Source organism: Thioclava sp., assembly GCF_048263065.1.
In the GTDB taxonomy this organism is placed as follows: Bacteria; Pseudomonadota; Alphaproteobacteria; order Rhodobacterales; family Rhodobacteraceae; genus Thioclava.
The window spans coordinates 171,697-195,395 of record NZ_JBLXEM010000004.1 but is presented as its reverse complement, the minus strand read 5'-3'; the positions used below and the strand labels follow the sequence as shown (position 1 = coordinate 195,395).

The following is a 23,699-nucleotide window of genomic DNA, read 5'->3' as shown; positions in this document are numbered from 1 at the left end:
CTTACAGAATGAGCTCTTTGGGACGCTTGCGTGCGAACCAGAAGCTGATGAAAAGTCGTGTCACCCAAATCGCGGTAAACACAGATGTCACGATACCAATCAAGAAGGTCACCGCAAAGCCGCGCACCGGCCCTGCCCCCAGCACGAACAAGATCAGCGCCGTGAGGAAGGTGGTGACGTTGGCGTCGATGATTGCTGACATCGCGCGCTCATAGCCCAGCTCGATGGCGCGGGCAGGTTTCTTGGCAATCTTCAGCTCCTCTCGGATGCGTTCAAATACCAGCACATTGGCATCCACCGCCGTGCCCATCGTCAGCACGATCCCCGCGATGCCGGGCAGCGTCAGCGTGCCGCCAATCACCGACATGATCGCGAAGATCAGCGCGATGTTGATCCCCAACGCAATCGAGGCAAAGAAGCCAAACATGCCGTAAGACGCGATCATAAAGACCACAACCAGCACAGCCCCGACGGCGGCGGCCAGTTTACCTGCCTTGATTGAGTCTGCGCCCAGTTCCGGTCCAATGGTGCGTTCCTCAAGGAACGTCATAGAGGCCGGCAGCGCGCCCGCACGCAGCAACAGCGCCAGATCGGTTGCTTCTTTCACGGTGAAACGCCCGGTGATGATGCCTGAGCCCCCCGCGATATGCGACTGGATCACAGGCGCCGAAATTACCTTGTCATCCAGCACGATCGCGAACGGCTTGCCGATATTGGCCTGCGTATAATCGCCAAAGGTGCGCGCCGCAGAGACATTGAAGCGGAACGCCACCGCCGGATAGCCGTTCTGATCGGTATCGGGGCGTGCATCGGTCAGATCCTCACCGGTGACGACCGGCGCTGTATCTAGCACATAATACAGCCCCTGCTGATCGGAGGACGGCAAGATTTCCTCGCCCGCGCCCACCGCCTCATTGGGGTTCGACGTGGTTGAAATCACCGAGTTGAAGGTCAGCTTGGCTGTCGTGCCAATCAGCTCTTTCAGCTCTTGCGCCGATTTCAGCCCCGGCACCTGAATCAGGATCCGGTCTGCGCCTTCGCGCACGATGCTGGGCTCGCGCGTGCCTGCCGCGTCGATCCGGCGGCGCACGATTTCCAGCGATTGCTGCACCGTGCGATCATCGGTCGAGGCCTTTTCGGCATCCGATAGCTGGATCACAAGCTGGTCGCCCTCACTGGTGATCGCATAGGTTTTCTGCCCGACGCCTGTCAGCGACGTGACCGGCGTGTTCAAAGTCTCCGCGACCGCCATCGCCTTTTGCATTTGATCGGCGTTGCCAATGCGGATGCGCAAGATGCCCGGATCGGCCTGCACGCGCCGGATGGCCCCAAGGGTGGCACGATCGGCTGCCAGCGCCTTGCGGAACTCGGGCCACAGCGAATCCACACGGCTTTTATAGACATCGGCCACGTTCACCTGCGCCAAAAGCTGCGCACCACCGCGCAGATCAAGGCCCAGATTGACCAGACCCGAGGGCAGCCAATCGGGCCATCCGGCCTGCGCTTGCTGTTGTTCTGGCGTCATCGCGCCGTTTTTTGTCAGGGCCGTGAGCGCATCATTATGCCCCTCAACCCGGTTGTAAAAAGCGTTCGGCGCGGCGAAAACGATCCCTGCCAGTATAACGGCAAGGATCAGCACGCGCTTCCACAGCGAGATCTGCAACATGGGCGATAGGCCTTCGGCTAATTATTTGGCGCTTGTGGCAGGTTCGGTCTTGGAGAGAACCTGCACGACGGTGCTTTTAATCACGTTGACTTCAACGCCTTGCGCGATCTCGACCTTAAGCTCGCCATCCTCGAGCACCTTGGTCACCTTGCCGACAATCCCGCCTTGCGTGATGACCTTGTCGCCGCGGCGCAGAGCCTCGACCATGGCTTTGTGATCTTTGACTTTTTTCTGCTGCGGGCGGATCATCAGGAAATAGACGATCACGAAAATCAGGATCAGCGGTAGAAACTGACCGAGGGCGGCAACGGGGTTGGCGCCAGCGCCACCTGCGGCTTGTGCGAATGCGGGAGTTGCGAACATATTGTGGTCCTTTGTCTTTGGGCCTTGGGGGCAGATCGCCCCGCCTGTCGGCGCGCACACTATCCGCGCCTCTCTTGGTTGGCAAGCAATGGCACGCGCCTTTCGGGGCTGTTCACGCAGGCATGACGTGACGGCGTGCGCAGATGGTGGACTTTGCGCGCGCGGCGTGGATGATGCGCCCCGATATAAGTTGAACCGGAGCGCCTGCCATGCCCGCCTATGACCCTGCCCTGATCTTTGATGCAACGGGGGGCTATCTGCGCCAGTTTGAGCGGTTGGTAGCAATCATGGCCGCGCTGCGTGACCCTGATACCGGCTGCCCGTGGGATATCGAGCAGGATTTTACCACCATCGCGCCCTACACCATTGAAGAGGCCCACGAGGTCGCCGATTCCATCGCACGCGAAGCGTGGAACGAGTTGCCCGGCGAGTTGGGTGATCTGGCCTTGCAGGTCGTCTATCATGCGCAAATGGCGGATGAGGGCGGCAAGTTCGACATTTCCGACGTGCTGGGCGCGATCAACGCCAAGATGGTCGCACGCCATCCGCATGTTTTTGGTGACGAGAGCCGCGATAAAACACCCGAACAGCAAACCGCAGATTGGGAGGCGATCAAGGCCGCCGAGCGCGCGGCTTTGGGTAAATCCGAGCGCGTGGGGGTGCTGGATGGCGTGGCGCATGGGCTGCCCGCGCTTAGCCGTGCCATCAAGCTGCAAAATCGCGCCGCTCGGGTTGGATTTGACTGGCCCTCGACCGATCAGGTGCTTGATAAGATCGCCGAGGAAGCGCGCGAATTAGAAGAGGCCCGCGATGAGCTAGGCCCAGATGAGTTGGCCGAAGAATATGGCGACCTACTGTTCGTGATGGTCAATCTGGGCCGCCACCTGGGGCTAGACCCCGAAGCGTCCCTGCGTGCAGCCAATGGAAAATTTATTCGTCGTTTCAATTATATAGAGCGCGAGCTTCAGGCGCGTGGCAAGGCTCCCAAAGACAGCGATCTCACCGAGATGGATGCGCTTTGGGATCAGGCCAAAGAAGCGGGTATCAAATAGCGCTCACACATGAACGGGTTCGGCTTCGGGAGCGCGATTGTAGGTTGCCAATGTCAAGGCAAGCGCATCGACGGCCGCCCCCATATCCGCATTGCTTGCATATTCCGCCGGGCTATGGCTGATACCGCCGCGACAGCGTACGAACAGCATCGCCACCGGGCATAGATCCGCCATTGCCGAGGCGTCATGCGTCGCCCCCGAGGGCAGGTCTGGTGCCTGCCCGCTGACTTGCGCAACCGAGTTGGACAAAAGCGCGCGCAACTTTGGATCACAGGCAACGGCGGGCTGGGCGTAGCTGCGCGACTGCTCGATCTGGGTGCCAGTTTCAGACGCAATCTGTGCGCAAATCTCGGCCAATTCCACCCCAGCCGCTTCGCGTGTCTCATCATTCGGGGCGCGAATTTCGACCGTCAGATCGACTTGCGCGGGAATTGCGTTCACCACATTCGGGCTGACTGTAAGTGCCCCCACCGTCGCGCGCAGATCATGGCGCAGCGCCAGATCATGCACCGCCTCGACCAACTTGGCCCCCGCGCGCAACGCGTCTTTTCGCAGCGTCATTGGCACCGTTCCTGCATGGCCCGCCTCGCCAAAGATCTGAACCGAATGACGCTCAATTCCCGAAATCGCGGTGACCACGCCCAGTGGCGCATCCAGCGATTCCAGAACCGGGCCTTGCTCGATATGCACCTCAAGAAAGCCAAATATATCTTTGTTATCACGTGTTAATTTCAGTGCGACCTTGCTATTGCCGCCGATCTGCGCAAGCGCCTCAGACAGGGTTTGCCCCGTGTTATCTGTCATCGCAAACACCGCCGGGTCCAACGTGCCCGCCAGCGCGCGCGGCCCCATCAGCGCGGTGGGAAAGCGCACGCCCTCTTCATCGGCAAAGGCCAAAATCTCGACCGCAAAGGGCAATTCAACCCTGTCCTGCGCCAGTTTTTCCAGCGCCAGACAGCCCAAAGCCACGCCCATAATCCCGTCAAAACAGCCCCCCTGACGCACCGAATCTTGATGCGAGCCGATCAGCAGCGTGCCCGCCCCCTTAGGCCCCGCGCGCCGCCCCACCAGCGTGCCTGCCGCGTCCAGATGGACTGCACAGCCTGCTGCCGTCATCCAGCTCGTAATGAAGCCGATCGCCGCCTCATACTGTTCGCTAAAGGGCAAGCGGGTGACGCCCGGACCGGCCTCCGAGGCCATCGAGATAATCTCAAGACGCTCACGCGCAATATCGCCCCAATGGGTCATGCGGGCACTTTCATTTATCATGATAATTATCTGACTACTCTTTCCCTCCGCTATGGTCTAGAAAAAAAGACCTTCCTAGCAGAATGACGCCGATGCCCCGCAAACCTGACACCGAGCCCAAACGCCGCCGCCCCGCAAGGGTGGCCGATCAGATCAAGGATTGGGTCGTCGCCCAAGGCCTGCAACGCGGCGACCGTCTGCCCGGCGAGGCCGAGATGATTTCGCGCTTTGGCATGTCCAAAGGCACGATCCGCGAGGCGATGCGCCTGCTTGAGGGCCAAGGCCTGATCGAGACGCGCACGGGGCCGGGAGGCGGGTCTTTCGTGGGCGAGGTTAGCGAGGAGCGCGCGCGCTCGTTGTTGGGGAATTACTTTTATTTCAAAGATTTGACGGTGGCGAACATCTATGATCTACGCCGCGTTCTTGAACCGGAACTGGCCGCGCAGCTGGCGGGCACCCTGTCTAATGAAGCGCTGGCTGAGCTGGAAGAGCTGGTCTCGCATTACGCCGCGCCCGCGCAATCGCCCGAGGAAGAGCGCAAGCAGCATATCGAGTCGCTGAAGTTCCACGCCCGCCTTGCACGCCAGTCCGACAACGCGCTTTTGTCGTTTCTGATCGGCTTTATGGCACAGATTCTGTCGGATCTGACCGTCTATCGCAAACTCTACGCCCCGCCCAATCGCGAATTGTGGGAGAGTGGTCGCAATCACCAGATCCAGTTGATCGCGGCGCTGCGCGAGGGGCGATCCGAGGATGCGCGCCAGATCATGGCAACCCATATGGAGACGGCGCAACGCCTGATGGAGGCGCAAGAGGCCGAGGTTCTGAAACGCTTCATCGCAGAATAGCCCCGTCTCGATCATTGGGGATCGGCAGCGGCTCGGGCGTAACCAGATTGGGCGCGCGATAGGGATCGTCCAGCGTGGGCACAACGCGGGTCCACCCCCAATAGGGCTCGGTGCGTACCGCCGCCAGCAGGTTTGACAGATCGGCCAGGGGCTGGGCCGAACGATCAATGCGCAAGCTTAGCGGCGTTTGGCTGCGCGACACCACCAACAGCGCCGCCGAGAGTAAGCCGCGACTGTCGCCCCCTGCCCGTGCGCCCGCCATCAAACCCGCCATCAAGCGATCCGGCATCGCCCCGCTGCTGGCCAGATAGGCCGCGCGCGTCGCGACAAGCACTTCGGGCGCAGATAGCATATTGCCCGCAACCACTACGCCCGCCCCCTCAAGCGCGCCGCAGACCGGCACGCTTTGATCGCCGGTGAAATGGGCCGTGCGCCCACGCGGGTCAATCGCGGCCAATTGACGGTGCGCGCGCCCGGTATCGGGTGCCGTTACCTCTGCTACCGCTTGCGCCGCCGTCTTTCGCGCCGCCATCGCCCGCAAGACATCCTCGCCCCAAAGTGTCGAAGGCGCGGTGCCCTGACTTGCCGAAAGCCCGGTTTCGGCCCCGCCGCGCAGAACCCAGCCGCCCACGCACAGGCTGCCCGTCATCGCCGCCCCACCAAAACTGCCGGTTTTTTCGTCATATGCGAGGATCGAAACCGTCATGCGCGCGTCTCCTAAAATCTGTGACTTGCAATTATCATGATAATTTGGCCTGATGCAATTATCATAAGAAACTATCAACCATGTCTGAACAGGAGAGGTCACAATGTCAAAACTCACCCTCACGCGGCGTGCGCTACTGATTTCAGGCGTGGCGAGCGGCGTTCTTATGGGCACGAACCTAGCCGCTATGGCCGAAACGCCTGCCGGCGTTCTGGTCGTCGGCCAGATTGCCGAACCCAAGGCGCTGGACCCGGCTGCGGTTACCGCAGTGAACGATTTCCGCATCCTGATGAATATCTATGACGGTTTGGTGCGCTACAAATCGGGTACGCTCGAGGTCGAACCGGCACTGGCGCAAAGCTGGGAAATTTCAGAGGACGGCAAGACGTATACCTTCAAGCTGCGTGAGGGTGTAAAATTCCATGATGGCAGCGCGTTTGATGCCGACGCGGTGGTGTTCAACTTCCAGCGGATGCTGGATGACACCCACCCATATCATCACACCGGGCCATTCCCGCTAGCGTTTTTTTTCTCTAGCGTGGACAAAGTCGAGGCCACCGATCCCGCCACCGTGACCTTCACGCTGAAAGAACCTTACGCGCCCTTCCTGTCCAACCTCGCCTATCCGACAGGGATGATCGTCTCGCCTACGGCAGTGAAAAAATTCGACGCGGATTACGGGCGCAATCCAGTGGGCACGGGACCGTTCGTGTTCAAGGAATGGCGCGCCAATGAGGCCGTGGTGGTCGAAGGAAATCCCGATTACTGGGACAGCCCGACCAACCTCAAGGCGGTGATCTTCCGTCCCATCACCGACGCCAATACCCGCGTGGCCGAGATGCTGGCAGGCGGGATCGACCTGATGGTTGAGGTGCCGCCCGTCGCACTCAAGGAATTCCAGAACGACCAATACAAGCTGGTCGAACAGGCCGGCCCGCATCTGTGGTTCCTAATCTTGAACTGCGCCTCGGGGCCGTTCAAGGACAAGCGCGTGCGTCAGGCCGCCAATTACGCAATCAACAAAGAGGCGCTGGTCAACGATGTGCTGGAGGGCACCGCGACCGTCGCGGCGGGCCCGACGCCTGCCGCCTTTGCTTGGGCGCATGATGACAGCTTGCAGCCCTATCCCTACGATCCCGAAAAGGCCAAAGCCTTGATCAAAGAAGCCGGGGCCGAGGGCGCGGAGGTGGTATTTTATGTCACCGATGGCGGCTCGGGAATGCTTGACCCGGTGCCGATGGGCACGGCCATTCAAGCGGATTTGAAGGCCGTGGGGCTGAACGCCAAAATCGAGACCTTTGAATGGAACACCTTCTTGGGCAAGGTCAATCCGGGTCTGGATGCCAACAATACGCATGTCGATATGGCCGAGATGGCATGGATGACCAACGATCCCGACACCCTGCCCTATCTGGCGCTGCGCACCGATGCGTGGCCCGATAAGGGCGGCTTCAACTCGGGCTATTATTCCAACCCCGAGGTGGACAAACTGCTGAACGAGGCCCGGAGCTCGACCGATCAAGCCAAGCGCGCCGAGCTGTATAAGAAGATGCAGCAAATCGTGCATGATGACGCGCCTTGGGTCTTTGTCGCGAATTGGAAACAGAACGCAGTGAGCAATGACAAGGTGAGCGATTTTACCCTGCAGCCGTCCTTCTTCTTGCTGCTCAAGGACGTGAAAAAGGCCTAAGCGGGTTTAGAGGGCAGGCTGATTGGCCTGCCCTTTGTTTTTGAGACGCGAACCAAGCGGAGCGGCAATGGGTGGCTATATCCTCAAACGGCTTTTGCTGGCGATACCGGTGATTTTCGAGATCACGGTGATCGTGTTTTTGATCATGGCGATGATCCCCGGTGATCCGGCCACGGCCATTCTGGGCAGCTACGCGACGCCTGACAACGTGGCCAAGATCAATCGTGATCTGGGGCTCGATAAGCCGCTGGTCACGCGCTATTTCATCTGGTTGGGAAACATGCTGCATGGCGATTTCGGCACCTCGTTTTCGCTTAACCGTCCGGTTATCGATGAGGTGCTGGAGCGGTTCAACAACACCCTGATCCTTGCAGGCACGTCTTTTGTGATGTGCGCCGTTTTGGGCATCATCGCAGGTTCAATTTCGGCAGCGCGCCAATATGGCTTTGCCGATAAGGCGATCACCTTTGTCGTGCTGCTGGGTATCTCGATCCCGTCATTTTTTCTTGGCATGATGATGATCCTTTTCTTTGCCGTCGATCTACGCTGGCTGCCAGTTTCGGGGATGTATGCGATCTATGGTGGGGGCGATTTGCCCGATCTGATCCGCCATCTCACGATGCCCGCGCTTGCGCTTGCGGTGGTGGCGACGGGGGTTGTGGCGCGGCTGTCGCGCTCGGCCATGCTGGAAGTGTTGCGTCAGGACTTCATCCGCACGGCGCGCGCCAAAGGCGTCAAGGAAAGCCGCGTGATCTGGGGCCATGCCCTGCGTGCAGCGATGGTCTCGATCATCCCGGTGCTGGGCATTCAGGCGGGGTTCGTGCTGTCGGGCGCTGTTTACATCGAGATCGTGTTCCAGTGGCCCGGTATTGGGCGGATGCTGGTCGATGCCATTTTGCAGCGTGACATTTTGCTGGTCCAAGGCGGCGTGGTGTTCGTCGCGGCCTGCTATGTGATCTTCAACATCATCGTCGATGTGGCGCAAAGTCTGCTGGACCCGAGGATCAAGACATGAGCGCGTTTTTCAAACTGCTTGCGCGCAACCGAATGGCGCTGGGCGGTCTAGTGGTGATGGGGCTGGTGGTGACGCTGGCGCTAATCACGCCGCTTTTGCCGCTGATTGACCCCGATGTGACCAATACCGCTGAGCGCTACCTACCGCCCTTCTCGGCAGGTCATCTGTTGGGCACCGATCAGCTTGGGCGCGATCTGCTGTCGCGGCTGCTTTGGGGCACGCGGCTTTCGCTGGCCGTGGGCTTTGCTGCCGCACTGTTTGCCGCTGTGGCGGGCGCGGCCGTGGGCATTATCGCGGGATTTTACGGCGGGCGCACCGACAACATCATTATGCGCGGCATCGATATGCTCATGGCGTTCCCCTATATTTTGCTGGCGCTGGCGATTGTCGCAGCCCTTGGCCCCGGCCTTGTCAACGCGCTGATCGCGGTGTCGGTCGTCAATATCCCGTTTTTCGCGCGCAACATTCGCGGCATCACGGTGGGTCTTGCGCATAAGGAATTCGTCGATGCGGCGAAATTGGCGGGCATGTCGAATGCGCGAATCATCCTCTCCGAGATCCTACCCAACGTCATTCCCGTCATCGTAATCGCGATGTCCACCACCATCGGCTGGATGATTTTGGAAACCGCGGGTCTTAGCTTTCTCGGCCTTGGCAGCCAACCGCCGCAGGCCGATCTGGGATCTATGCTGGGCGAAGCGCGCTCGGCGCTGATAACCAATCCGCATACCTCGGTCATTCCCGGCATCATGATCCTGATCATCGTGATGAGCATCAACCTGCTGGGCGATGGCGTGCGCGACGCGCTGGATCCGCGCCTCAAATCGGGTGCGCTGAGCCGACCGATGGCCGCCACGCGGGTGGATCGCCACGACAAACCCGCGCCCAAAGCACAGACCGATGGGCTGCTCAGCGTTGAGAACCTGCACACCCAATTCCAAGTTAAAGACCGCATCTACAAGGCCGTTTCAGGCGTATCCCTGTCGGTCAAACCGGGAGAATGCCTTGGGGTGATTGGCGAGAGCGGCTCGGGGAAATCGGTCACGGCGCTGTCGATCATGGGGCTGGTGGCCTCGCCGCCCGGCGTGATCACCGGCGGCGCGGCACGCCTTGAGGGCCGCGATATGATTGGCGCGCCCTATTCCGAATTGCGCAGTCTGCGCGGACGTCGTGTGGCCTATATCTTTCAAGATCCGCTTGCCACGCTGCATCCGCTTTACAAGGTCGGCGACCAGCTGATCGAGGCGATCTCGTGTCATCGCGCGATCTCAAAATCCGACGGGCGCGCCAAGGCAATCGAGCTGCTGAAATCGGTGCGCATCCCCAATGCCGAGGAACGCATCGACAGCTACCCCCATGAAATGTCGGGCGGAATGCGCCAGCGCGTGGGCATAGCGATGGCGCTGGCCAACGATCCTGACGTGATTATTGCTGATGAGCCGACCACGGCGCTTGATGTCACCGTGCAGGCGCAAATCCTGTCGCTTCTCAACGATTTGCGCCGTGAACGTGGGCTGGCAATTATCTTTATCACCCATGATTTCGGCGTTGTGGCGCAGCTTTGCGACCGCGTGGCGGTGATGTATGCAGGCCGAATTGTTGAGACCGGACCGACGATGGCGGTCCTAAATGCGCCCGCGCATCCCTACACCGCGCGACTGATCGCTTGCGTGCCCGAACTGGGCGCAGGCAAGCGCAAGCTCGAGGCTATTGCGGGCCTGCCGCCCTCGGTTGATGATCTGCCCATGGGCTGCGCCTTTGCCCCGCGCTGTTTGAAGGCGCAAGACGCTTGCAAGCAAGGCGAGATTGCGCTGGAGGGGCCCGGCCCGCGCGCCGTGCGCTGCCTGTTCCCCGAGGCAAATCTAGCGGAGGAAACCGCATGAGTATCGCATTACAAGTCACTGATCTGTCGAAAATATTTCCGGTTGGAAAGAAACTGTTCGGCGGTGCCAAGGGGGCGGTCAAGGCGGTGCATCCGATCACGCTTTCGGTCGAAACTGGCGAAACTTTGGGGATTGTGGGCGAAAGCGGCTGCGGCAAGTCCACCTTGGCGCGCATGCTGGTGGGGCTCCTTCCGGCGAGTACGGGCCGGATCGAGATCGAGGGCGAAGCGCTCAACACTGCCGATCCGGCGGAATTTGGCAAGCGCATCCAATATGTGTTTCAAGACCCGATCAGCAGTCTCAACCCGCGCAAGACGATCCACAAAATCATGGATACCCCGCTGAAACTGCTGCATAAAATGGATCGCCCCGCGCGCGAAAAACGCATCCTTGATATTTTCGAGAGCGTGAACCTGCGCGCCGATTTTCTGGATCGCTATCCGCATGAGTTTTCCGGCGGTCAGGCGCAGCGTATCGGCATCGCGCGCGCCCTTGCCGCCCAAGCGCGCATCCTGATTTTGGATGAACCAGTGTCCGCGCTGGATGTGTCGGTGCAAGCGCAGGTTTTGAACTTACTCGCTGATCTTAAACGTGAATTTGGCTTGACATATCTGTTCATCAGCCATGATCTGGCGGTGGTCGAGGCCGTGTCTGACCGCATTGCCGTGCTCTATTTCGGCTCGGTCGTTGAGGAAGGGCGCGCCGAGGAGATTTTCGCCAATCCCCGCCATCCTTACACTAAATTGCTGGCCGAGAGCGCCCCGGTCGTGGGCCGTCCAATCAGTGACCCCGAAAACACGCAGGCGGAACTGCCCAACCCGTTGAACCCACCGCCCGGCTGCGCCTTTGCCAAGCGCTGCGCGCGTGCCAGTGATATCTGTCGCAAAACCACACCAAAGCTAGAGCAAATCGGAGCAGATCAACGGGTGGCCTGTTACCACCCGCTTTAGATCAGGCGTCTTGAAATAGCGCCTTACGGCGTTCCTGACGGGCGCGGATTTTTTCGATATCGGCGATCGGCGTTGCCGCCAGCAGCGTGCGGGTGTATTCGTGCTGCGGATTTGCGAAAATCGCATCGCGCGGGGCGTGCTCCACGACCTCGCCATCCTTCATCACCATCACCTCATCGGCGAAATAGCGCACCACCGACAGATCGTGGCTGATGAAGGCGTAAGTTAGGTTAAATTCGTCCTGCAAATCTTTGAGAAGGTTCAAGACTTGCGCCTGAATCGACAGATCAAGCGCCGAGACGGGTTCATCCAAGATCAACACTTTCGGGTTCAGCATCAGCGCGCGCGCAATCGCGATGCGCTGGCGTTGACCACCCGAAAACATGTGCGGATAGCGGTTGTAATGGCTCCGCTCCAGCCCGACTTTTTCCAACATCGACTCAGCACGTTCGCGTCGCTCGGCGGCAGGCATGTCGGTGTTGATGATCAACGGCTCGGTCAGCACCTCTCCCACTTTTTGACGCGGGTTGAGCGAGGAATACGGGTTTTGAAATACGATCTGCACCTTCGCGCGAAGTTCGGGAGTGACCTTTTGCGCGGTGATGTCGATGCGCTCACCTTCGATCAGCAACTCACCGGAATTGGCCGGATCAATCAGCGTCAAAATCCGCGCGAGCGTGGATTTGCCACAGCCAGACTCACCGACAATCGCCAGCGTTTTGCCCTGCTCTAGCGCGAATGAAATTCCATGCAGCGCGCGAATGATGCGATTGGGGCGCATAAACCCGCCCGAGACTGTGTAGTCGCGCGTCACATTGCGCACCTCTAGGATCACGCTCATATCGCCCCCTCCCAGCCATCGCTGACGGTCAACAATCGGTCCCCGGTCGCGTTTTCGGGCAAAGCGGCCAGCAGCGCGCGGGTGTAGGGGTGTTTGGGGTTTTCAAACAGGCTCAGCACATCGGCCTCTTCCATCTTTTTACCCTGATACTGCACACTCACTCGGTCGGCGGTTTCGGCCACAACGCCCATGTCATGGGTGATCATGATCAGCCCCATGCCGTAATCTTCCTGCAAGCTCATCAGCAGATCGAGGATCTGTTTCTGGATCGTCACATCCAATGCCGTCGTCGGCTCATCTGCGATCAACAGCTTGGGTTTGCACGCAATCGCCATCGCAATCATCACGCGCTGACATTGCCCGCCAGACAGCTGATGAGGATAGGATTTCAGCCGCCTCGCCGGTTCGGGAATGCCGACCTGCTCAAACAGCTCCAGCGCGCGTTGACGTGCCGCCGCCCCTTTCAAACCAAGGTGGCGATGCAGCACTTCCTCGATCTGATAGCCGCAGGTGAACGACGGGTTAAGCGAGGAGATTGGTTCCTGAAAAATCATCGAGATTTCGCGCCCGATGATTGAACGCCGCTCACGATCCGACATTTTCAGCATGTCGCGCCCGTCATATTCCATCAGATCGGCGGTGATCGTGGCGGTGTTGGGCAACAGCCCCATCACCGCCAACATCGAGACGGATTTGCCCGAGCCGGATTCCCCGACGATAGCCAAAACCTCGCGCTGGCTGACCTCGACATCAATGGAATCTACGGCGCGGAACGGTCCTGCGGCGGTGTCGAATTCAACGGTGAGATTGCGGATTTTCAGCAAGGACATGGGCTTAGCTCCGCTTCAATTTGGGATCGAGCGCATCGCGCAGCCCGTCACCCATCAGGTTGATCGCCAGCACCGTGATCAGGATCGCAAGACCGGGGAAGGTCACAACCCACCACGCGCGCAAGATGAATTCGCGCGCCTCAGACAGCATCGTGCCCCATTCCGGCGTCGGGGGCTGCGCGCCCATGCCGAGAAAGCCAAGTGCTGCCACATCCAAAATCGCGTTGGAAAAGCTCATCGTGCCTTGAACGATCAGCGGCGCAAGGCAGTTGGGCAGCACGGTGCGAAACATCAACCGCATATTGCCCGCGCCGGCGACTTGCGCGGCCATGACGTAATCTTTGTTCTTCTCGCCCATCACGGCGGCTCGGGTCAAGCGCGCGAAATGGGGTTGATACACCACCGCAATCGCGATCATCGCATTGATCAGACCGGGGCCAAGGACCGCCACAAAGACCAGCGCCAGCAGCAGCGACGGGAACGCCAAGATCACATCCATTACCCGCATGATCACGGTATCAACCCAGCCGCCAAACCAGCCCGCCAGCAGCCCCAGGATCACCCCGACGGAGAGCGCCAGCACAACCACAAAAAAGCCCACGAACAGCGAATAGCGCGCCCCAAACAGCAATCGCGACAAGATATCGCGCCCCACCGCATCGGTGCCCAGCCAGAAATGGCCGTGCGCCGTATCGGTCATCGGCTTGGCCAAAAGGGCGTCGCGAAATTGCACATCGGGGCCGTGCGCCGCCAGAATCGGCGCGGCTATTGCGGCCAATAGGACTAGCACGAAGACCACCAGTGCTATGACAGCGCCGCGGTTCTCGCTGAAGTAAAACCAGAATTCGGCCAGTTGAGCGCGACGGGTTCCCGGCGTGATTGTTGTGTCAGCCATCATGTCACCTATGCCGAATGCGAGGATTGATAAGACCGTAAAGCAGATCTACGATCAGGTTCACGACCATCACGATCACCGCGATCATCAACAACCCACCTTGGACCGAGGGGTAGTCGCGCCGCGAGATTGAATCGACCATCCATTTGCCGATGCCCGGCCAGCTAAAGATCGTCTCGGTCAAGATTGCGCCTGCCATCAACATGCCAACCTGCAAGCCGATCGTCGTAATCACCGGAATCATCGCGTTGCGCAGCGCGTGAATTCCAATCACACGGCGCGGCGGCATGCCCTTGGCACGTGCAGTGCGCACATAATCTTCGCCCAGCACTTCCAGCATCGCCGAGCGGGTCTGGCGCGCGATCACCGCCAGCGGAATGGTCGCCAGCACGATCGCGGGCAGCACCAAGTGGCTTAACGCCGAACTCAGCGCGCCTTTTTGACCCGAAGCAATCGCATCCCAGATCATGAAATTCGTGCCATTGGGGAAGTAATACATCAGCGAAATGCGCCCCGAAACCGGGGTCCAGTGCAGCACGCCCGAGAACAGAATAATCAGCAGCAAGCCCCACCAAAAGATGGGCATCGAATAGCCCACCAGCGCGGTCGTCATTGAGACCTGATCAAACCATGAACCGCGCTTGATTGCCGCGACGACCCCCACAGGCACGCCGATCACGATGGCGATGAACATCGCGCAAAACCCCAGCTCCAGCGTGGCCGGGAACAGCGTGAGAAATTCGTGTAAAACGGGGCGGTGCGTGACCAGACTGTCGCCCAGATCGCCATGCAGCACGCGCCAGACGAACTCGCCATATTGCACCCAGATCGGGCGGTCAAAGCCAAGCTGATGGGTCAATTCGGCGTAGCGTTCGGGGCTAAGCCCGCGCTCACCTGCCATCAGCAGCACCGGATCACCGGGCAGCACCCGCACGAAACCGAACGCGACGATGGTGATACCGATCAAGGTCGGGATCAGCCATAAAATCTTGCCAAGGATGAATTTGATCATGAGAGCCTGTTCATATGTCAGGGCGCCCGGGTAAACCGGACGCCCCTAAAGGATGTGTCAGTGGGTCAGGATTACTCCGAGATGTCCACCCCGTAGAAGTCATGACCACCCAGCGGGCTCATCACATAGCCGCTAACTTTTTTCGACATCGGCATGAACACGGTGGAATGTGCGAGCGTGTCCCACGGTGCCTGCTCTTTGAACACGACTTGCGCCTGCTCATACAGCTTGGTGCGCTCGGCCATATCCGAGGTTTGCTTGGCCTTGTTGATCAAAGCGTCGAAATCCTTGTCACACCAAGCCGCACGGTTTGCGCCGCTTTCAGCACCCGCACAGCTAAGCAACACGCCCAAGAAGTTGTCGGGATCGCCGTTGTCACCCGTCCAACCCAAAATCACCGCGCCGTCGTGGTTCGGGTCTTTGGATTTGCTGAGGTATTCACCCCACTCATAGGACACGATGTTGACCTTGACGCCGACTTTCGCGAGATCGGATTGCATCAACTCAGCCGTGCGACGTGCGTTGGGCATGTAGGGCCGCTGCACGGGCATCGCCCAGATGTTCATCTCAAGGTCTTTGACACCGGCATCGGCCAGCATTTTTTTGGCCGCTTCGGGATCATAAGCATCGTCCTTGATGTCGTTATTATAGGACCACATGGTCGGCGGGATCGGGTTCTTCGCAACTTGACCTGCGCCTTGGAACACCGCGTCGATGATCGCCTGCTTGTTGATCGACATATTCAGCGCTTTGCGCACCTCGGCTTTGTCGAACGGCGCTTGCGTGGTGTTATAGGCCAGATAGGCGACGTTTAGACCGGGCTGTTCCTCGACGTTCAGATTGCTATCGCCTTTCAGCGCCGCAATGTCAGCGGGTGCCGGATAAGGCATGATCTGACATTCGCCAGCTTGCAGCTTTTGCACGCGCACAGCCGAATCCGGCGTGATCGCAAAGATCAGGTCGTCGACCGGCGTTTTGCCTTTGAAATAGTCCGGGTTCGCCTTGTAGCGGATCACGGCGTCTTTCTGATAGGACACGAACGAGAACGGCCCCGTGCCCACGGGCACGTTGTTGATCTCGGCCTTCTTGTCCTCAGTCGCCAGTTTGTCGGCGTATTCTTTGGACAGGATCGACGCGAAATCCATCGCCATATTGGCAAGGAACGGCGCGTTCGGCTCGGTCAGGGTGAACTTGACGGTCATGTCATCGACTTTTTCAATCGACTTCACGATCTTGGGCATGTCCATCGCGTTGTAATATTCATACGAGATGCCAGGCGCGTATTGGAAATACGGATTGTCGGGGTTGCCCTGACGGTCAAACGAGAAAATCACGTCATCGGCGTTAAAATCGCGCGTCGGGGTAAAGCCGTCGACCGAGTGGAATTTCACGCCCGGACGCAGGTGGAACGTATAGGTCAGCCCGTCATCGGAAATGTCCCAAGTCTCGGCAAGGCCCGGTTCGATCTCGGTCGTGCCGGGTTTGAACTCGACGAGCTCGTCATAAACCGGGTGCGAGGATGCATCAAAGGTTGTGCCAGAGGTGTAGGGCGCGGGGTCAAAGCCCTCGGGCGACGCCTCGGAGCAATAAACCAGCGTTTTGGCCCCGGCCGCGCCTGCCGTCATCATGACGGCTGCGGAACATGCCAGAAGCATTGAGCGAATTTTCATTATCTGTCCTTCCTGTTGGTTGGTCTGGGGCTGTGCCGACTCACCATCTTGTGTGGTCAAATCTCGACACGAACTGGTGAAAGAGTAAAACGCCATTTGATTGTTTGGTCAACAAATGCCGCGACGTCGCCTGTCACGAGGCATTGGTGCCCTTATTCTAACGCAAGAATATCCACCGCCTGCTCACTTTGCTGCCCGCCGGTGCCGCGCATCGCGCCGCGCAACGGCGGCACATCATCATAATCGCGCCCGTAACCGACGGTGATGTAATCTTCGCCCGCGGCTTGATTGTTGGTTGGGTCAAACTCGACCCAGCCCATATCGACGCCAGCCCAAGCCCGCACCCAAGCATGCATCGCGTCTGCGCCTTCAAGACGGGGCTGGCCGGGGGGCGGATAGGTGCGCAAAAAGCCCGAAACATAGCCCGCCGGAACCCCGATCCCGCGCAGGCACGAGATCATGATATGGGTGAAGTCCTGACACACGCCGTGACGATTGGCGAAGGCCTCGGCGGCGGGGGTGTCGACATCGGTGGCCTCGGCGTCAAAGCGCATCTCGTGAAACAGCGCGCGCCCGATGGCGGTGATTACCTGATACGTTGTCATGCCCGGCTGCACCTGCGCGCGCGCAAACTCGGTCATTGCCGGGTCCGGCGCCGCGCGGCGCGACGCGCCCAGAAAGTGATGCGGATTGGCGGGACCAAGATCGCGTTGCTGCGCGATCTCATCTGCCAAGCGCGCAAGCGGCCCTGACAGATCAAAGGTTGCCGAGGCCGCCTCGCGATCAATCTGCGCATTCAGCGTGACGCCAATTTCCGCCACGGGGCGATGCCACGCCACCGAGGTCAGGACGTTGCCAAAAAAATCGCGACTGTCATGGCGCTCAGATGGGGGTGGATCAAACTGCAACAAACGTGAGCGCACCAGTTGCACCCCCGCAATATCGCAGGGCAACAGGCGCAACAGATTGCGCGCATGATCCGAGGGCGCATCATAGACGTAGGTCAACTTTAACTTCACCTCGTAACGCATTCACCTACCTCAGGTATTGATCTGCAATCAGATCAGAGACCCGATACAGCCGCCCGCGCAGCTCCGACAGGTATTTAATCGTGATCCTGCTGGGGTCTGCTACCGACAATTCCGTGCACAAGGGCAAAAGCGCGCGTAAGATCGGCCCCGGCCGACCATCAACCCGCGCCTTGGGAAGTTCGTCAAGTATGAACTTTAAGTCATTGATCATAAACATTATTGAACGAGGGTTGTCGGCATCCAAAACCATCAGATCCACCACCGTATCGCGATTGGTGCGCACCCGGTAGCGGCGCTGATGGGTGATCACGCTATCACCCACCTCCACGGCCAGATCTAGAGAACCCTCGGGCGCATCTGCATCGCTAAATTGCGCCAGCAGCGCCGCCATCGCATCGGCGCGTTCCAACGCGCGCCCGATCGACAGAAACCGCCAGCCCGCAAAGCGATACATGTTTTCATGCACCAAGCCGGTAAACCCGGTAATCTTGCGCAGCAAAACCCCCATCGCGCGCGCCGTGTCATCGCCCGGACGCGCGGTTTGCGTCATCTGGCGCGCGGTCTTGGCCAAATCCTGCAACGCAAGCCAGCCATCGGTTGAAAAGCGGTCCCTGACTTTCGAGGCGCAAAACCGCGCTGCATCAAGGCGCGCAATCAGCGCCTCGGGGATCGGATCGGTGACATCAACGCCGCTCGATTTCAGGAATTCGGCCATGCGCTCAAGGCGTGGATCATTGGCGCTGCCGGTTGCCGCAAGGCGCAGATGATAGGCCCGGATCAGCCGGATCGCATCTTCGCAGCGCTCGATATAGCGCCCCAGCCAGAACAGATTATCCGCCGCGCGCGCTGGCAGAATACCGGTTTTTTCACGTCGAAATTCGGCTCCGGTCGGGCTTGCCAGCGTGATCGGAGGCACCGGGCGATCTGAGACGATCCAGACATCGGCCACCGCCCCGCCGCGCTGCATCGACAGAGCAGTCGTATCGCCCTCGGGGCCGATCCGAGCATAGCCCCCTTTCATGAACGTCCAGCCATCCGCCGTGCGCCCCGCAAACACCCGCACCGTCATCGGACAGGGCTGCAACGCACCGCCCTCGGGCGTGTCGCGCCAAGCTGGGGTCGTCGAGAGCGTGACCGCCTCTTGGCCCACAAGCTGCCCGCCCTCGCCCTCAAGCCAATGCGCAATCGAGTCCTGCGCCGCGCCCCGAAATTCGCCGCCAAGGGCCGTGGTCGCGTCCAGATCAAAGGGCAGATCGACCGCCATCGCGGGGCCGATCATCATCTCGGCGGCGTTCTTGCGCACATGTTCGCGCTCGCTCGCGCTGCCACACCACCACGTCGCGATATTGCTCATCGCAAGGGGCTGGCCCGTCAGAACGCGCGAAATTTTGGGCAAAAACGCCATCAGGGCGCGCGTTTCCAGCACGCCAGCGCCCAAAGCATTGGCCATCGCCAAGTTGCCCAGCCGCACCGCCTCCATCAGGCCGGGCGTGCCGATGTGACTTTCGGGGCGAAACTCCAGCGGATCGGCAAAGCCCGCATCCATGCGCCGCCACAACGCGCCCAGCGGCTTTGGCCCCTCAATCGTGCGCACCATCGCCTGACCATTTTCGACCAGCAGATCCTCGCCCTCAAGCAGCGGCAGACCAAGATAGCGCGCGATATAGGTGTGCTCATAGTAGCTGTCATTGGCGGGACCGGGCGTCAGGATGGCGGCGCGACGGGTGCCCTCGTGGCCTTGCGCGGCCAGTTCCTCGAGCGCGGTGCGGAAATCACCGAAAAACGCGGCGAGTTTATGGATGTGATCGCGCGGGAAACTCTCGGGGAAGATCCGCCCCGTCGCCATGCGGTTTTCCAGCGCGAAACCAGACCCTGATGGGGCCTGCGCGCGATCCCCCAGCACAAACCACGACCCGTCCGGCGAGCGCCCGATCTCAAACGCCAAGAAGTGCAGGTAATGCCCGCCGCGCGGAGGCACGCCGACCATCGGGCGCAACCAATGTTGATTGCCCGCGATCAGTTCGGGCGGCAAATGCCCCTCAGAAACCAGCCGGCCCGGGCCATACAGATCGGCCATCACCGCCTCTAGCAGATCAGCGCGCTGCGCCAGCCCGTCGCAAATCCGGCCCCATTCGGTTTCGTGCAGGATCACCGGAATATGGCTTAGCGGCCATTCGCGCTCGCCCAACGCGTCGTTGGAGTAGCGCCGGTAATACACCCCTGCATCGCGCAGATATTGATCGCCGCACTCGAACCGCTGCGCGATCTCATTCAGCGGCAGCGCGAGAAATTTTTCGACAAAGGGGCGCCAAACCGGACGCATCATGCCGGAGGTATCAAACAATTCATCCGACACGCCCGGCGCAGGCCGATAGCGCGCCAAAAGCGGGTGGCGTTCGATCTGGCGATTGGCTTGCTCCATCGGGTCTCCGAAATTTACCGGATCAACTCAGCCCGATGGGGCGGCGCAGGTCAAGCGTGTGCGGGAACTCGGGATGCGTTTGTTCAGGCGCGGGTCGGTAATCGCCCGGCGTGTAACCATGGGGTTCAAAGCGCGCAAGTCGTCGTGCCTCTGCCTCGTTGTTATTGATCGGGAAGGTGTCATAGCTGCGCCCGCCGGGATGGGCGACGTGATAGACACAGCCCGCAATCGCCCTGCCCGTCCAAGTATCATAGATGTCAAAGGTTAAGGGCGCATTGACCGGTAAGGTCGGGTGCAACGCCTCGGCGGGTTGCCACGCCTTATAACGCACACCCGCCACCGATTTGCCGGACGTCGCCGTCTTGGCCAGCGGCACCGGGCGTTGATTACACATGATCTTGTAGCGATCCTGATGCAGCGAGGTCATCGTCACCTGAAGCCGCTCGACCGAGCTGTCGGTATAGCGCACGGTGCCGCCAATCGCGCCGGTTTCGCCCAGCACATGCCACGGCTCCAGCGCCTGACGGATTTCCAGATGCACGCCCTCGGCCTCAATCTGGCCACAGAAGGGGAAACGGAACTCAGCCTGCGCCTCGAACCATTGTGGATCAAGATCAAAGCCATGCGCGCGCAGGTCCGACAGTAGATCAAGCAGGTCTTCCCACAAGAAATGCGGCAGCATGAAACGGTCATGCAGCACCGTTCCCCAGCGCACCGGCTTGCCCGAGATCGGCGCATTCCAGCAGCGCGCGATGATGGCGCGCAACAGCAATTGTTGGGCCAAAGACATCCGCGGGTCTGGCGGCATCTCAAAGCCGCGGAATTCGACCAGACCCAGGCGGCCTGTTGGCCCGTCAGGCGAGAACAGCTTGTCGATGCAAATCTCGGCGCGGTGGGTATTGCCGGTCACATCGGTTAGCATATTGCGCAGCAGCCGGTCCACCAGCCACGCGGGCGGCACGGCACCCTCGGTTGGGGCGTTGATCTGACTCAGCGCGATCTCCAGCTCATAAAGCGTGTCATGACGTGCCTCGTCGATGCGCGGGGCCTGCGAGGTCGGGCCGATGAATAGCCCCGAGAACAGGTAGCTCAGGCAGGGGTGGCGCTGCCATGTCAGGATCAGTGATTTGAGCAAATCGGGGCGGCGCAGGAACGGGCTGTCAAGCAGGGTTTCCCCGCCGACCACCACATGGTTGCCCCCGCCGGTGCCAGTATGGCGCCCGTCGATCATGAATTTGTCGGCCCCGAGCCGCGATTGGCGGGCCTCTTCATAGATCGCCTCGGTGGTCGCCACGCATTCTTCCCAGCTATGGGCGGGGTGAATGTTGACCTCGATCACGCCGGGATCGGGAGCGACGCGGATCACGTTCAGGCGCGGGTCCGAGGGCGGTGCGTAGCCCTCGATATGGATCGGCAGACCCATTTCCTTGGCGCTTTCCTCGGCGGCGGCGATCAGCTCAAGATAGTCCTCAAGATCCTCGGTTGGGGGCATAAACACGCACAGCCGACCATCGCGCGGCTCAACCGAAATCGCCGTGCGCACGACGCCGTCAATCGCGCCCAATTCCTGCTCCACGATCTGCTGCGCCCCGTCCGACGATTGCGCCTCGGACACGGGTTGGCTGCGCTCTTTGCTGGCTGCGGCCACCAAGCCATCGGCCACGGCGCGTTCGACCTGTTCGTGGAAATCGGGCAGTTCGTCTTTGGGCAGCGAGGTGTCGGTGACGTAGTGATAGGGGTATTGGCTGGGCGGCACATGGGGCAGCGCGCCCAAGGGCAAACGGAACCCCGCCGGGCTGTCGCCGGGCACCAGAAACAGCTTGCCGCGCCGCGTTTTCCATTTTTCCGAGCGCCAACGATGGCCCGGCATCGCCTTGGATTGCCAACGCTGGATCGGCAGCACAAAGCCGGTCGGCTTGTCCAGACCACGATCAAAGACACGCGCGAAACGAGCGCGATCCTCGGGGTTTTTCAGCTTGCTGTCTTCGGGAGTGACATTTTCCGGCAGATTGCCCTCTTTGAGCATCCATTCGGCGGGATCCTCGAATGCGGGCTGGGCGTTTTCCGGCTCTAGCCCCAAACGCTGCGCAATGCCGCGCATCAGCGTGCCCGCCTGTTCCGGCCCTGCGCCAGTGTCATCACCCTCAAAGGCAATCAGCGATTCATCGCGCCAGACCGGCTGGCCATCGCGCCGCCAATATAGCGAAAACGTCCAGCGTGGCAGGCTTTCGCCGGGATACCACTTGCCCTGCCCGTAATGCAGGAAACCGCCGGGCGCAAAACGGTCGCGCAGTTTGCGTATCAGCGTATCGGCCAGCGCGCGCTTTTGCGGGCCAACGGCGTCAGTGTTCCACTCATCGCTTTCGAAATCATCAATCGAGACAAAGGTCGGCTCGCCCCCCATCGTCAGGCGCACATCGCCTGCCGCGAGGCTTTCATCGACCTTGCGCCCAAGTGCGTTGAGTCGCGCCCAAGATTCATCAGAGAACGGCTTGGTGATGCGGGGATGCTCGGCCACGCGCGTCACCGACATGTCGAAATCAAAGCTGACCTCAGGCGTGCCATTGGCGGCATAACCGCCCGAAATCGGCGCGGCGTTGCGATAATGGGGCGTCGCGGCCAGCGGAATATGGGATTCGCCGGTCAGCAGCCCCGAGGTCGGGTCCAACCCGATCCAGCCTGCACCGGGCAGGAATACCTCACACCACGCGTGCAGATCGGTGAAATCGTGATCGGTCCCCGAGGGACCATCGAGCGCCTCAAGATCGGGTTTAAGCTGGATCAGATAGCCCGAAACAAACCGCGCCGCAAAACCCAGATGGCGCAGGGTTTGCACCAGCAACCACGAGCTATCCCGGCAAGATCCCATCTTACTGGAGAGCGTCTCATCTGGCGTCTGCACGCCTGCCTCCATGCGGATCGTATAGCCCACGACCTGCGAAATCTTGGCGTTCAGCGCGATCAGGAAATCGACGGTGCGGTTTTCCTGAAAATCAATCGCACCGACGAATTGCGCCAGCAGCGGGCCTTCGGGTTCGGGGGTGCGATAGATCGAAAGGTCGTCGCGCAGTTCTTCGGGATATTCAAACGGCCAGTGCTCGGCCGATTCCTCGACAAAGAAATCAAACGGGTTGTAGACGGTCATGTCTGCCGTCAGATCGACTTCGATCTTGAACTCACGCACGGGTTCGGGAAAGACAAACCGCGCCAGCCAGTTGCCGTAAGGGTCTTGCTGATGGTTCACAAAATGCCCGCCGGGCGAAACCTTAAGCGAGTGCGATATCACACGGGTGCGCGAATGCGGCGCGGGTCGCAGCCGGATCAACTGGGGGCTAAGCGTTACGGGCCGATCGTAGGTGTAATGTGTCAGATGGTGAATACTGGCATGAATCGCCATAATCTGTGCGCCCCCTCGGGTGTTGGTTGCAACCAGACTAAGCGGGATGCGCGCAGGCGAAACCCGCAAAATGCGCTCTTTGGCGAAAACATCTCGTTTCGCGGGCGGTTGCGCAATATTTCAGCAGGTCGGAAAGGCGCGCTGTCCCCAACTGTCAAAGCGGCGGCTTTGACAGTCTCC

General features: G+C 60.1%; 18 protein-coding genes. 6 read left to right on the top strand and 12 right to left on the bottom strand.

Translation table 11 applies throughout. The annotated features are described in order from the left end of the window. Position 1: 1 nt before the first annotated feature. Positions 2 to 1,666: a protein translocase subunit SecD gene (gene secD / locus ACN0SD_RS08030; protein ID WP_417807711.1), complete on the bottom strand. Its 1,665-nt coding sequence runs from the start codon at positions 1,664 to 1,666 to the stop codon at positions 2 to 4. Between the two features lie 21 nt (positions 1,667 to 1,687). Beyond that, complete coding sequence (yajC, locus tag ACN0SD_RS08025; protein ID WP_417807710.1) at positions 1,688 to 2,029, bottom strand: preprotein translocase subunit YajC; 342 nt, start codon at positions 2,027 to 2,029, stop codon at positions 1,688 to 1,690. A 209-nt stretch (positions 2,030 to 2,238) separates the two neighbouring features. Between yajC and mazG the strand changes: the two genes are divergently transcribed. Next, positions 2,239 to 3,081 (top strand): nucleoside triphosphate pyrophosphohydrolase, encoded by an 843-nt coding sequence (mazG, locus tag ACN0SD_RS08020; RefSeq protein ID WP_417807709.1) that lies wholly within the window; start codon positions 2,239 to 2,241, stop codon positions 3,079 to 3,081. 3 nt (positions 3,082 to 3,084) lie between these two features. Here mazG and ACN0SD_RS08015 read toward each other — a convergent pair whose 3' ends face one another. Beyond that, the gene (locus ACN0SD_RS08015) at positions 3,085 to 4,350 is read right to left on the bottom strand and encodes a M20 family metallo-hydrolase (protein WP_417807708.1); all 1,266 of its coding nucleotides are present in this window, start codon (positions 4,348 to 4,350) and stop codon (positions 3,085 to 3,087) included. A 71-nt stretch (positions 4,351 to 4,421) separates the two neighbouring features. Here ACN0SD_RS08015 and ACN0SD_RS08010 point away from each other — a divergent pair, with 71 nt between their 5' ends. Beyond that, positions 4,422 to 5,177, top strand: coding sequence for a FadR/GntR family transcriptional regulator (locus ACN0SD_RS08010; RefSeq protein WP_417807707.1), 756 nt, complete (start codon positions 4,422 to 4,424; stop codon positions 5,175 to 5,177). On the opposite strand, the gene ACN0SD_RS08005 is transcribed toward ACN0SD_RS08010, so the two are convergent. Further along, positions 5,164 to 5,883 carry a DUF1028 domain-containing protein gene (locus tag ACN0SD_RS08005; RefSeq protein ID WP_417807706.1) on the bottom strand — a complete coding sequence of 240 codons (720 nt, stop codon included), beginning with the start codon at positions 5,881 to 5,883 and terminating at the stop codon, positions 5,164 to 5,166. The two genes, ACN0SD_RS08010 and ACN0SD_RS08005, sit on opposite strands and share 14 nt — an antisense overlap. Before the next feature lie 103 nt (positions 5,884 to 5,986). Between ACN0SD_RS08005 and ACN0SD_RS08000 the strand changes: the two genes are divergently transcribed. The 4 genes from ACN0SD_RS08000 (at position 5,987) to ACN0SD_RS07985 (ending at position 11,421) form a co-directional block, all read left to right on the top strand. Then, complete coding sequence (locus ACN0SD_RS08000) at positions 5,987 to 7,573, top strand: ABC transporter substrate-binding protein (protein ID WP_417807705.1); 1,587 nt, start codon at positions 5,987 to 5,989, stop codon at positions 7,571 to 7,573. 67 nt (positions 7,574 to 7,640) lie between these two features. After that, on the top strand, positions 7,641 to 8,588 hold the full coding sequence (locus ACN0SD_RS07995; RefSeq protein ID WP_417807704.1) for an ABC transporter permease: 948 nt from the start codon (positions 7,641 to 7,643) through the stop codon (positions 8,586 to 8,588). Continuing rightward, complete coding sequence (locus ACN0SD_RS07990) at positions 8,585 to 10,471, top strand: dipeptide/oligopeptide/nickel ABC transporter permease/ATP-binding protein (protein WP_417807703.1); 1,887 nt, start codon at positions 8,585 to 8,587, stop codon at positions 10,469 to 10,471. Before ACN0SD_RS07995 ends, ACN0SD_RS07990 begins: the two co-directional genes overlap by 4 nt. After that, on the top strand, positions 10,468 to 11,421 hold the full coding sequence (locus tag ACN0SD_RS07985) for an oligopeptide/dipeptide ABC transporter ATP-binding protein (RefSeq protein ID WP_417807702.1): 954 nt from the start codon (positions 10,468 to 10,470) through the stop codon (positions 11,419 to 11,421). Before ACN0SD_RS07990 ends, ACN0SD_RS07985 begins: the two co-directional genes overlap by 4 nt. 1 nt (position 11,422) lies before the next feature. Here the strand turns inward: ACN0SD_RS07985 and ACN0SD_RS07980 are convergent, their stop codons facing one another. The 8 genes from ACN0SD_RS07980 to ACN0SD_RS07945 all read right to left on the bottom strand — a co-directional run bounded on the left by ACN0SD_RS07980 (position 11,423) and on the right by ACN0SD_RS07945 (position 23,519). Continuing rightward, positions 11,423 to 12,262 (bottom strand): dipeptide ABC transporter ATP-binding protein, encoded by an 840-nt coding sequence (locus tag ACN0SD_RS07980; RefSeq protein ID WP_417807701.1) that lies wholly within the window; start codon positions 12,260 to 12,262, stop codon positions 11,423 to 11,425. Then, positions 12,259 to 13,092 carry an ABC transporter ATP-binding protein gene (locus ACN0SD_RS07975; RefSeq protein ID WP_417807700.1) on the bottom strand — a complete coding sequence of 278 codons (834 nt, stop codon included), beginning with the start codon at positions 13,090 to 13,092 and terminating at the stop codon, positions 12,259 to 12,261. Before ACN0SD_RS07975 ends, ACN0SD_RS07980 begins: the two co-directional genes overlap by 4 nt. A 4-nt stretch (positions 13,093 to 13,096) precedes the next feature. Continuing rightward, positions 13,097 to 13,987 carry an ABC transporter permease subunit gene (locus ACN0SD_RS07970; RefSeq protein WP_417807699.1) on the bottom strand — a complete coding sequence of 297 codons (891 nt, stop codon included), beginning with the start codon at positions 13,985 to 13,987 and terminating at the stop codon, positions 13,097 to 13,099. 4 nt (positions 13,988 to 13,991) lie between these two features. After that, on the bottom strand, positions 13,992 to 14,999 hold the full coding sequence (locus ACN0SD_RS07965; RefSeq protein ID WP_417807698.1) for an ABC transporter permease: 1,008 nt from the start codon (positions 14,997 to 14,999) through the stop codon (positions 13,992 to 13,994). A gap of 71 nt (positions 15,000 to 15,070) precedes the next feature. Next, positions 15,071 to 16,669, bottom strand: a complete 1,599-nt coding sequence (locus ACN0SD_RS07960; RefSeq protein WP_417807697.1) for an ABC transporter substrate-binding protein — start codon at positions 16,667 to 16,669, stop codon at positions 15,071 to 15,073. Positions 16,670 to 16,821: 152 nt separating this feature from the next. Next, positions 16,822 to 17,700, bottom strand: coding sequence for a transglutaminase family protein (locus ACN0SD_RS07955; protein WP_417807696.1), 879 nt, complete (start codon positions 17,698 to 17,700; stop codon positions 16,822 to 16,824). A gap of 4 nt (positions 17,701 to 17,704) precedes the next feature. Beyond that, positions 17,705 to 20,122 carry a circularly permuted type 2 ATP-grasp protein gene (locus ACN0SD_RS07950; protein ID WP_417807695.1) on the bottom strand — a complete coding sequence of 806 codons (2,418 nt, stop codon included), beginning with the start codon at positions 20,120 to 20,122 and terminating at the stop codon, positions 17,705 to 17,707. 22 nt (positions 20,123 to 20,144) lie between these two features. Beyond that, the gene (locus ACN0SD_RS07945) at positions 20,145 to 23,519 is read right to left on the bottom strand and encodes a DUF2126 domain-containing protein (RefSeq protein WP_417807694.1); all 3,375 of its coding nucleotides are present in this window, start codon (positions 23,517 to 23,519) and stop codon (positions 20,145 to 20,147) included. Positions 23,520 to 23,699 lie beyond the last annotated feature (180 nt).

What these genes read in the sequence shown, in the direction of transcription:
- secD (WP_417807711.1), bottom strand. Translation starts at nt 1,666, where the DNA reads ATGTTGCAGATCTCGCTGTGGAAGCGCGTGCTGATCCTTGCCGTTATA.
- yajC (WP_417807710.1), bottom strand. Translation starts at nt 2,029, where the DNA reads ATGTTCGCAACTCCCGCATTCGCACAAGCCGCAGGTGGCGCTGGCGCC.
- mazG (WP_417807709.1), top strand. Translation starts at nt 2,239, where the DNA reads ATGCCCGCCTATGACCCTGCCCTGATCTTTGATGCAACGGGGGGCTAT.
- ACN0SD_RS08015 (WP_417807708.1), bottom strand. Translation starts at nt 4,350, where the DNA reads ATGATAAATGAAAGTGCCCGCATGACCCATTGGGGCGATATTGCGCGT.
- ACN0SD_RS08010 (WP_417807707.1), top strand. Translation starts at nt 4,422, where the DNA reads ATGCCCCGCAAACCTGACACCGAGCCCAAACGCCGCCGCCCCGCAAGG.
- ACN0SD_RS08005 (WP_417807706.1), bottom strand. Translation starts at nt 5,883, where the DNA reads ATGACGGTTTCGATCCTCGCATATGACGAAAAAACCGGCAGTTTTGGT.
- ACN0SD_RS08000 (WP_417807705.1), top strand. Translation starts at nt 5,987, where the DNA reads ATGTCAAAACTCACCCTCACGCGGCGTGCGCTACTGATTTCAGGCGTG.
- ACN0SD_RS07995 (WP_417807704.1), top strand. Translation starts at nt 7,641, where the DNA reads ATGGGTGGCTATATCCTCAAACGGCTTTTGCTGGCGATACCGGTGATT.
- ACN0SD_RS07990 (WP_417807703.1), top strand. Translation starts at nt 8,585, where the DNA reads ATGAGCGCGTTTTTCAAACTGCTTGCGCGCAACCGAATGGCGCTGGGC.
- ACN0SD_RS07985 (WP_417807702.1), top strand. Translation starts at nt 10,468, where the DNA reads ATGAGTATCGCATTACAAGTCACTGATCTGTCGAAAATATTTCCGGTT.
- ACN0SD_RS07980 (WP_417807701.1), bottom strand. Translation starts at nt 12,262, where the DNA reads ATGAGCGTGATCCTAGAGGTGCGCAATGTGACGCGCGACTACACAGTC.
- ACN0SD_RS07975 (WP_417807700.1), bottom strand. Translation starts at nt 13,092, where the DNA reads ATGTCCTTGCTGAAAATCCGCAATCTCACCGTTGAATTCGACACCGCC.
- ACN0SD_RS07970 (WP_417807699.1), bottom strand. Translation starts at nt 13,987, where the DNA reads ATGGCTGACACAACAATCACGCCGGGAACCCGTCGCGCTCAACTGGCC.
- ACN0SD_RS07965 (WP_417807698.1), bottom strand. Translation starts at nt 14,999, where the DNA reads ATGATCAAATTCATCCTTGGCAAGATTTTATGGCTGATCCCGACCTTG.
- ACN0SD_RS07960 (WP_417807697.1), bottom strand. Translation starts at nt 16,669, where the DNA reads ATGAAAATTCGCTCAATGCTTCTGGCATGTTCCGCAGCCGTCATGATG.
- ACN0SD_RS07955 (WP_417807696.1), bottom strand. Translation starts at nt 17,700, where the DNA reads ATGCGTTACGAGGTGAAGTTAAAGTTGACCTACGTCTATGATGCGCCC.
- ACN0SD_RS07950 (WP_417807695.1), bottom strand. Translation starts at nt 20,122, where the DNA reads ATGGAGCAAGCCAATCGCCAGATCGAACGCCACCCGCTTTTGGCGCGC.
- ACN0SD_RS07945 (WP_417807694.1), bottom strand. Translation starts at nt 23,519, where the DNA reads ATGGCGATTCATGCCAGTATTCACCATCTGACACATTACACCTACGAT.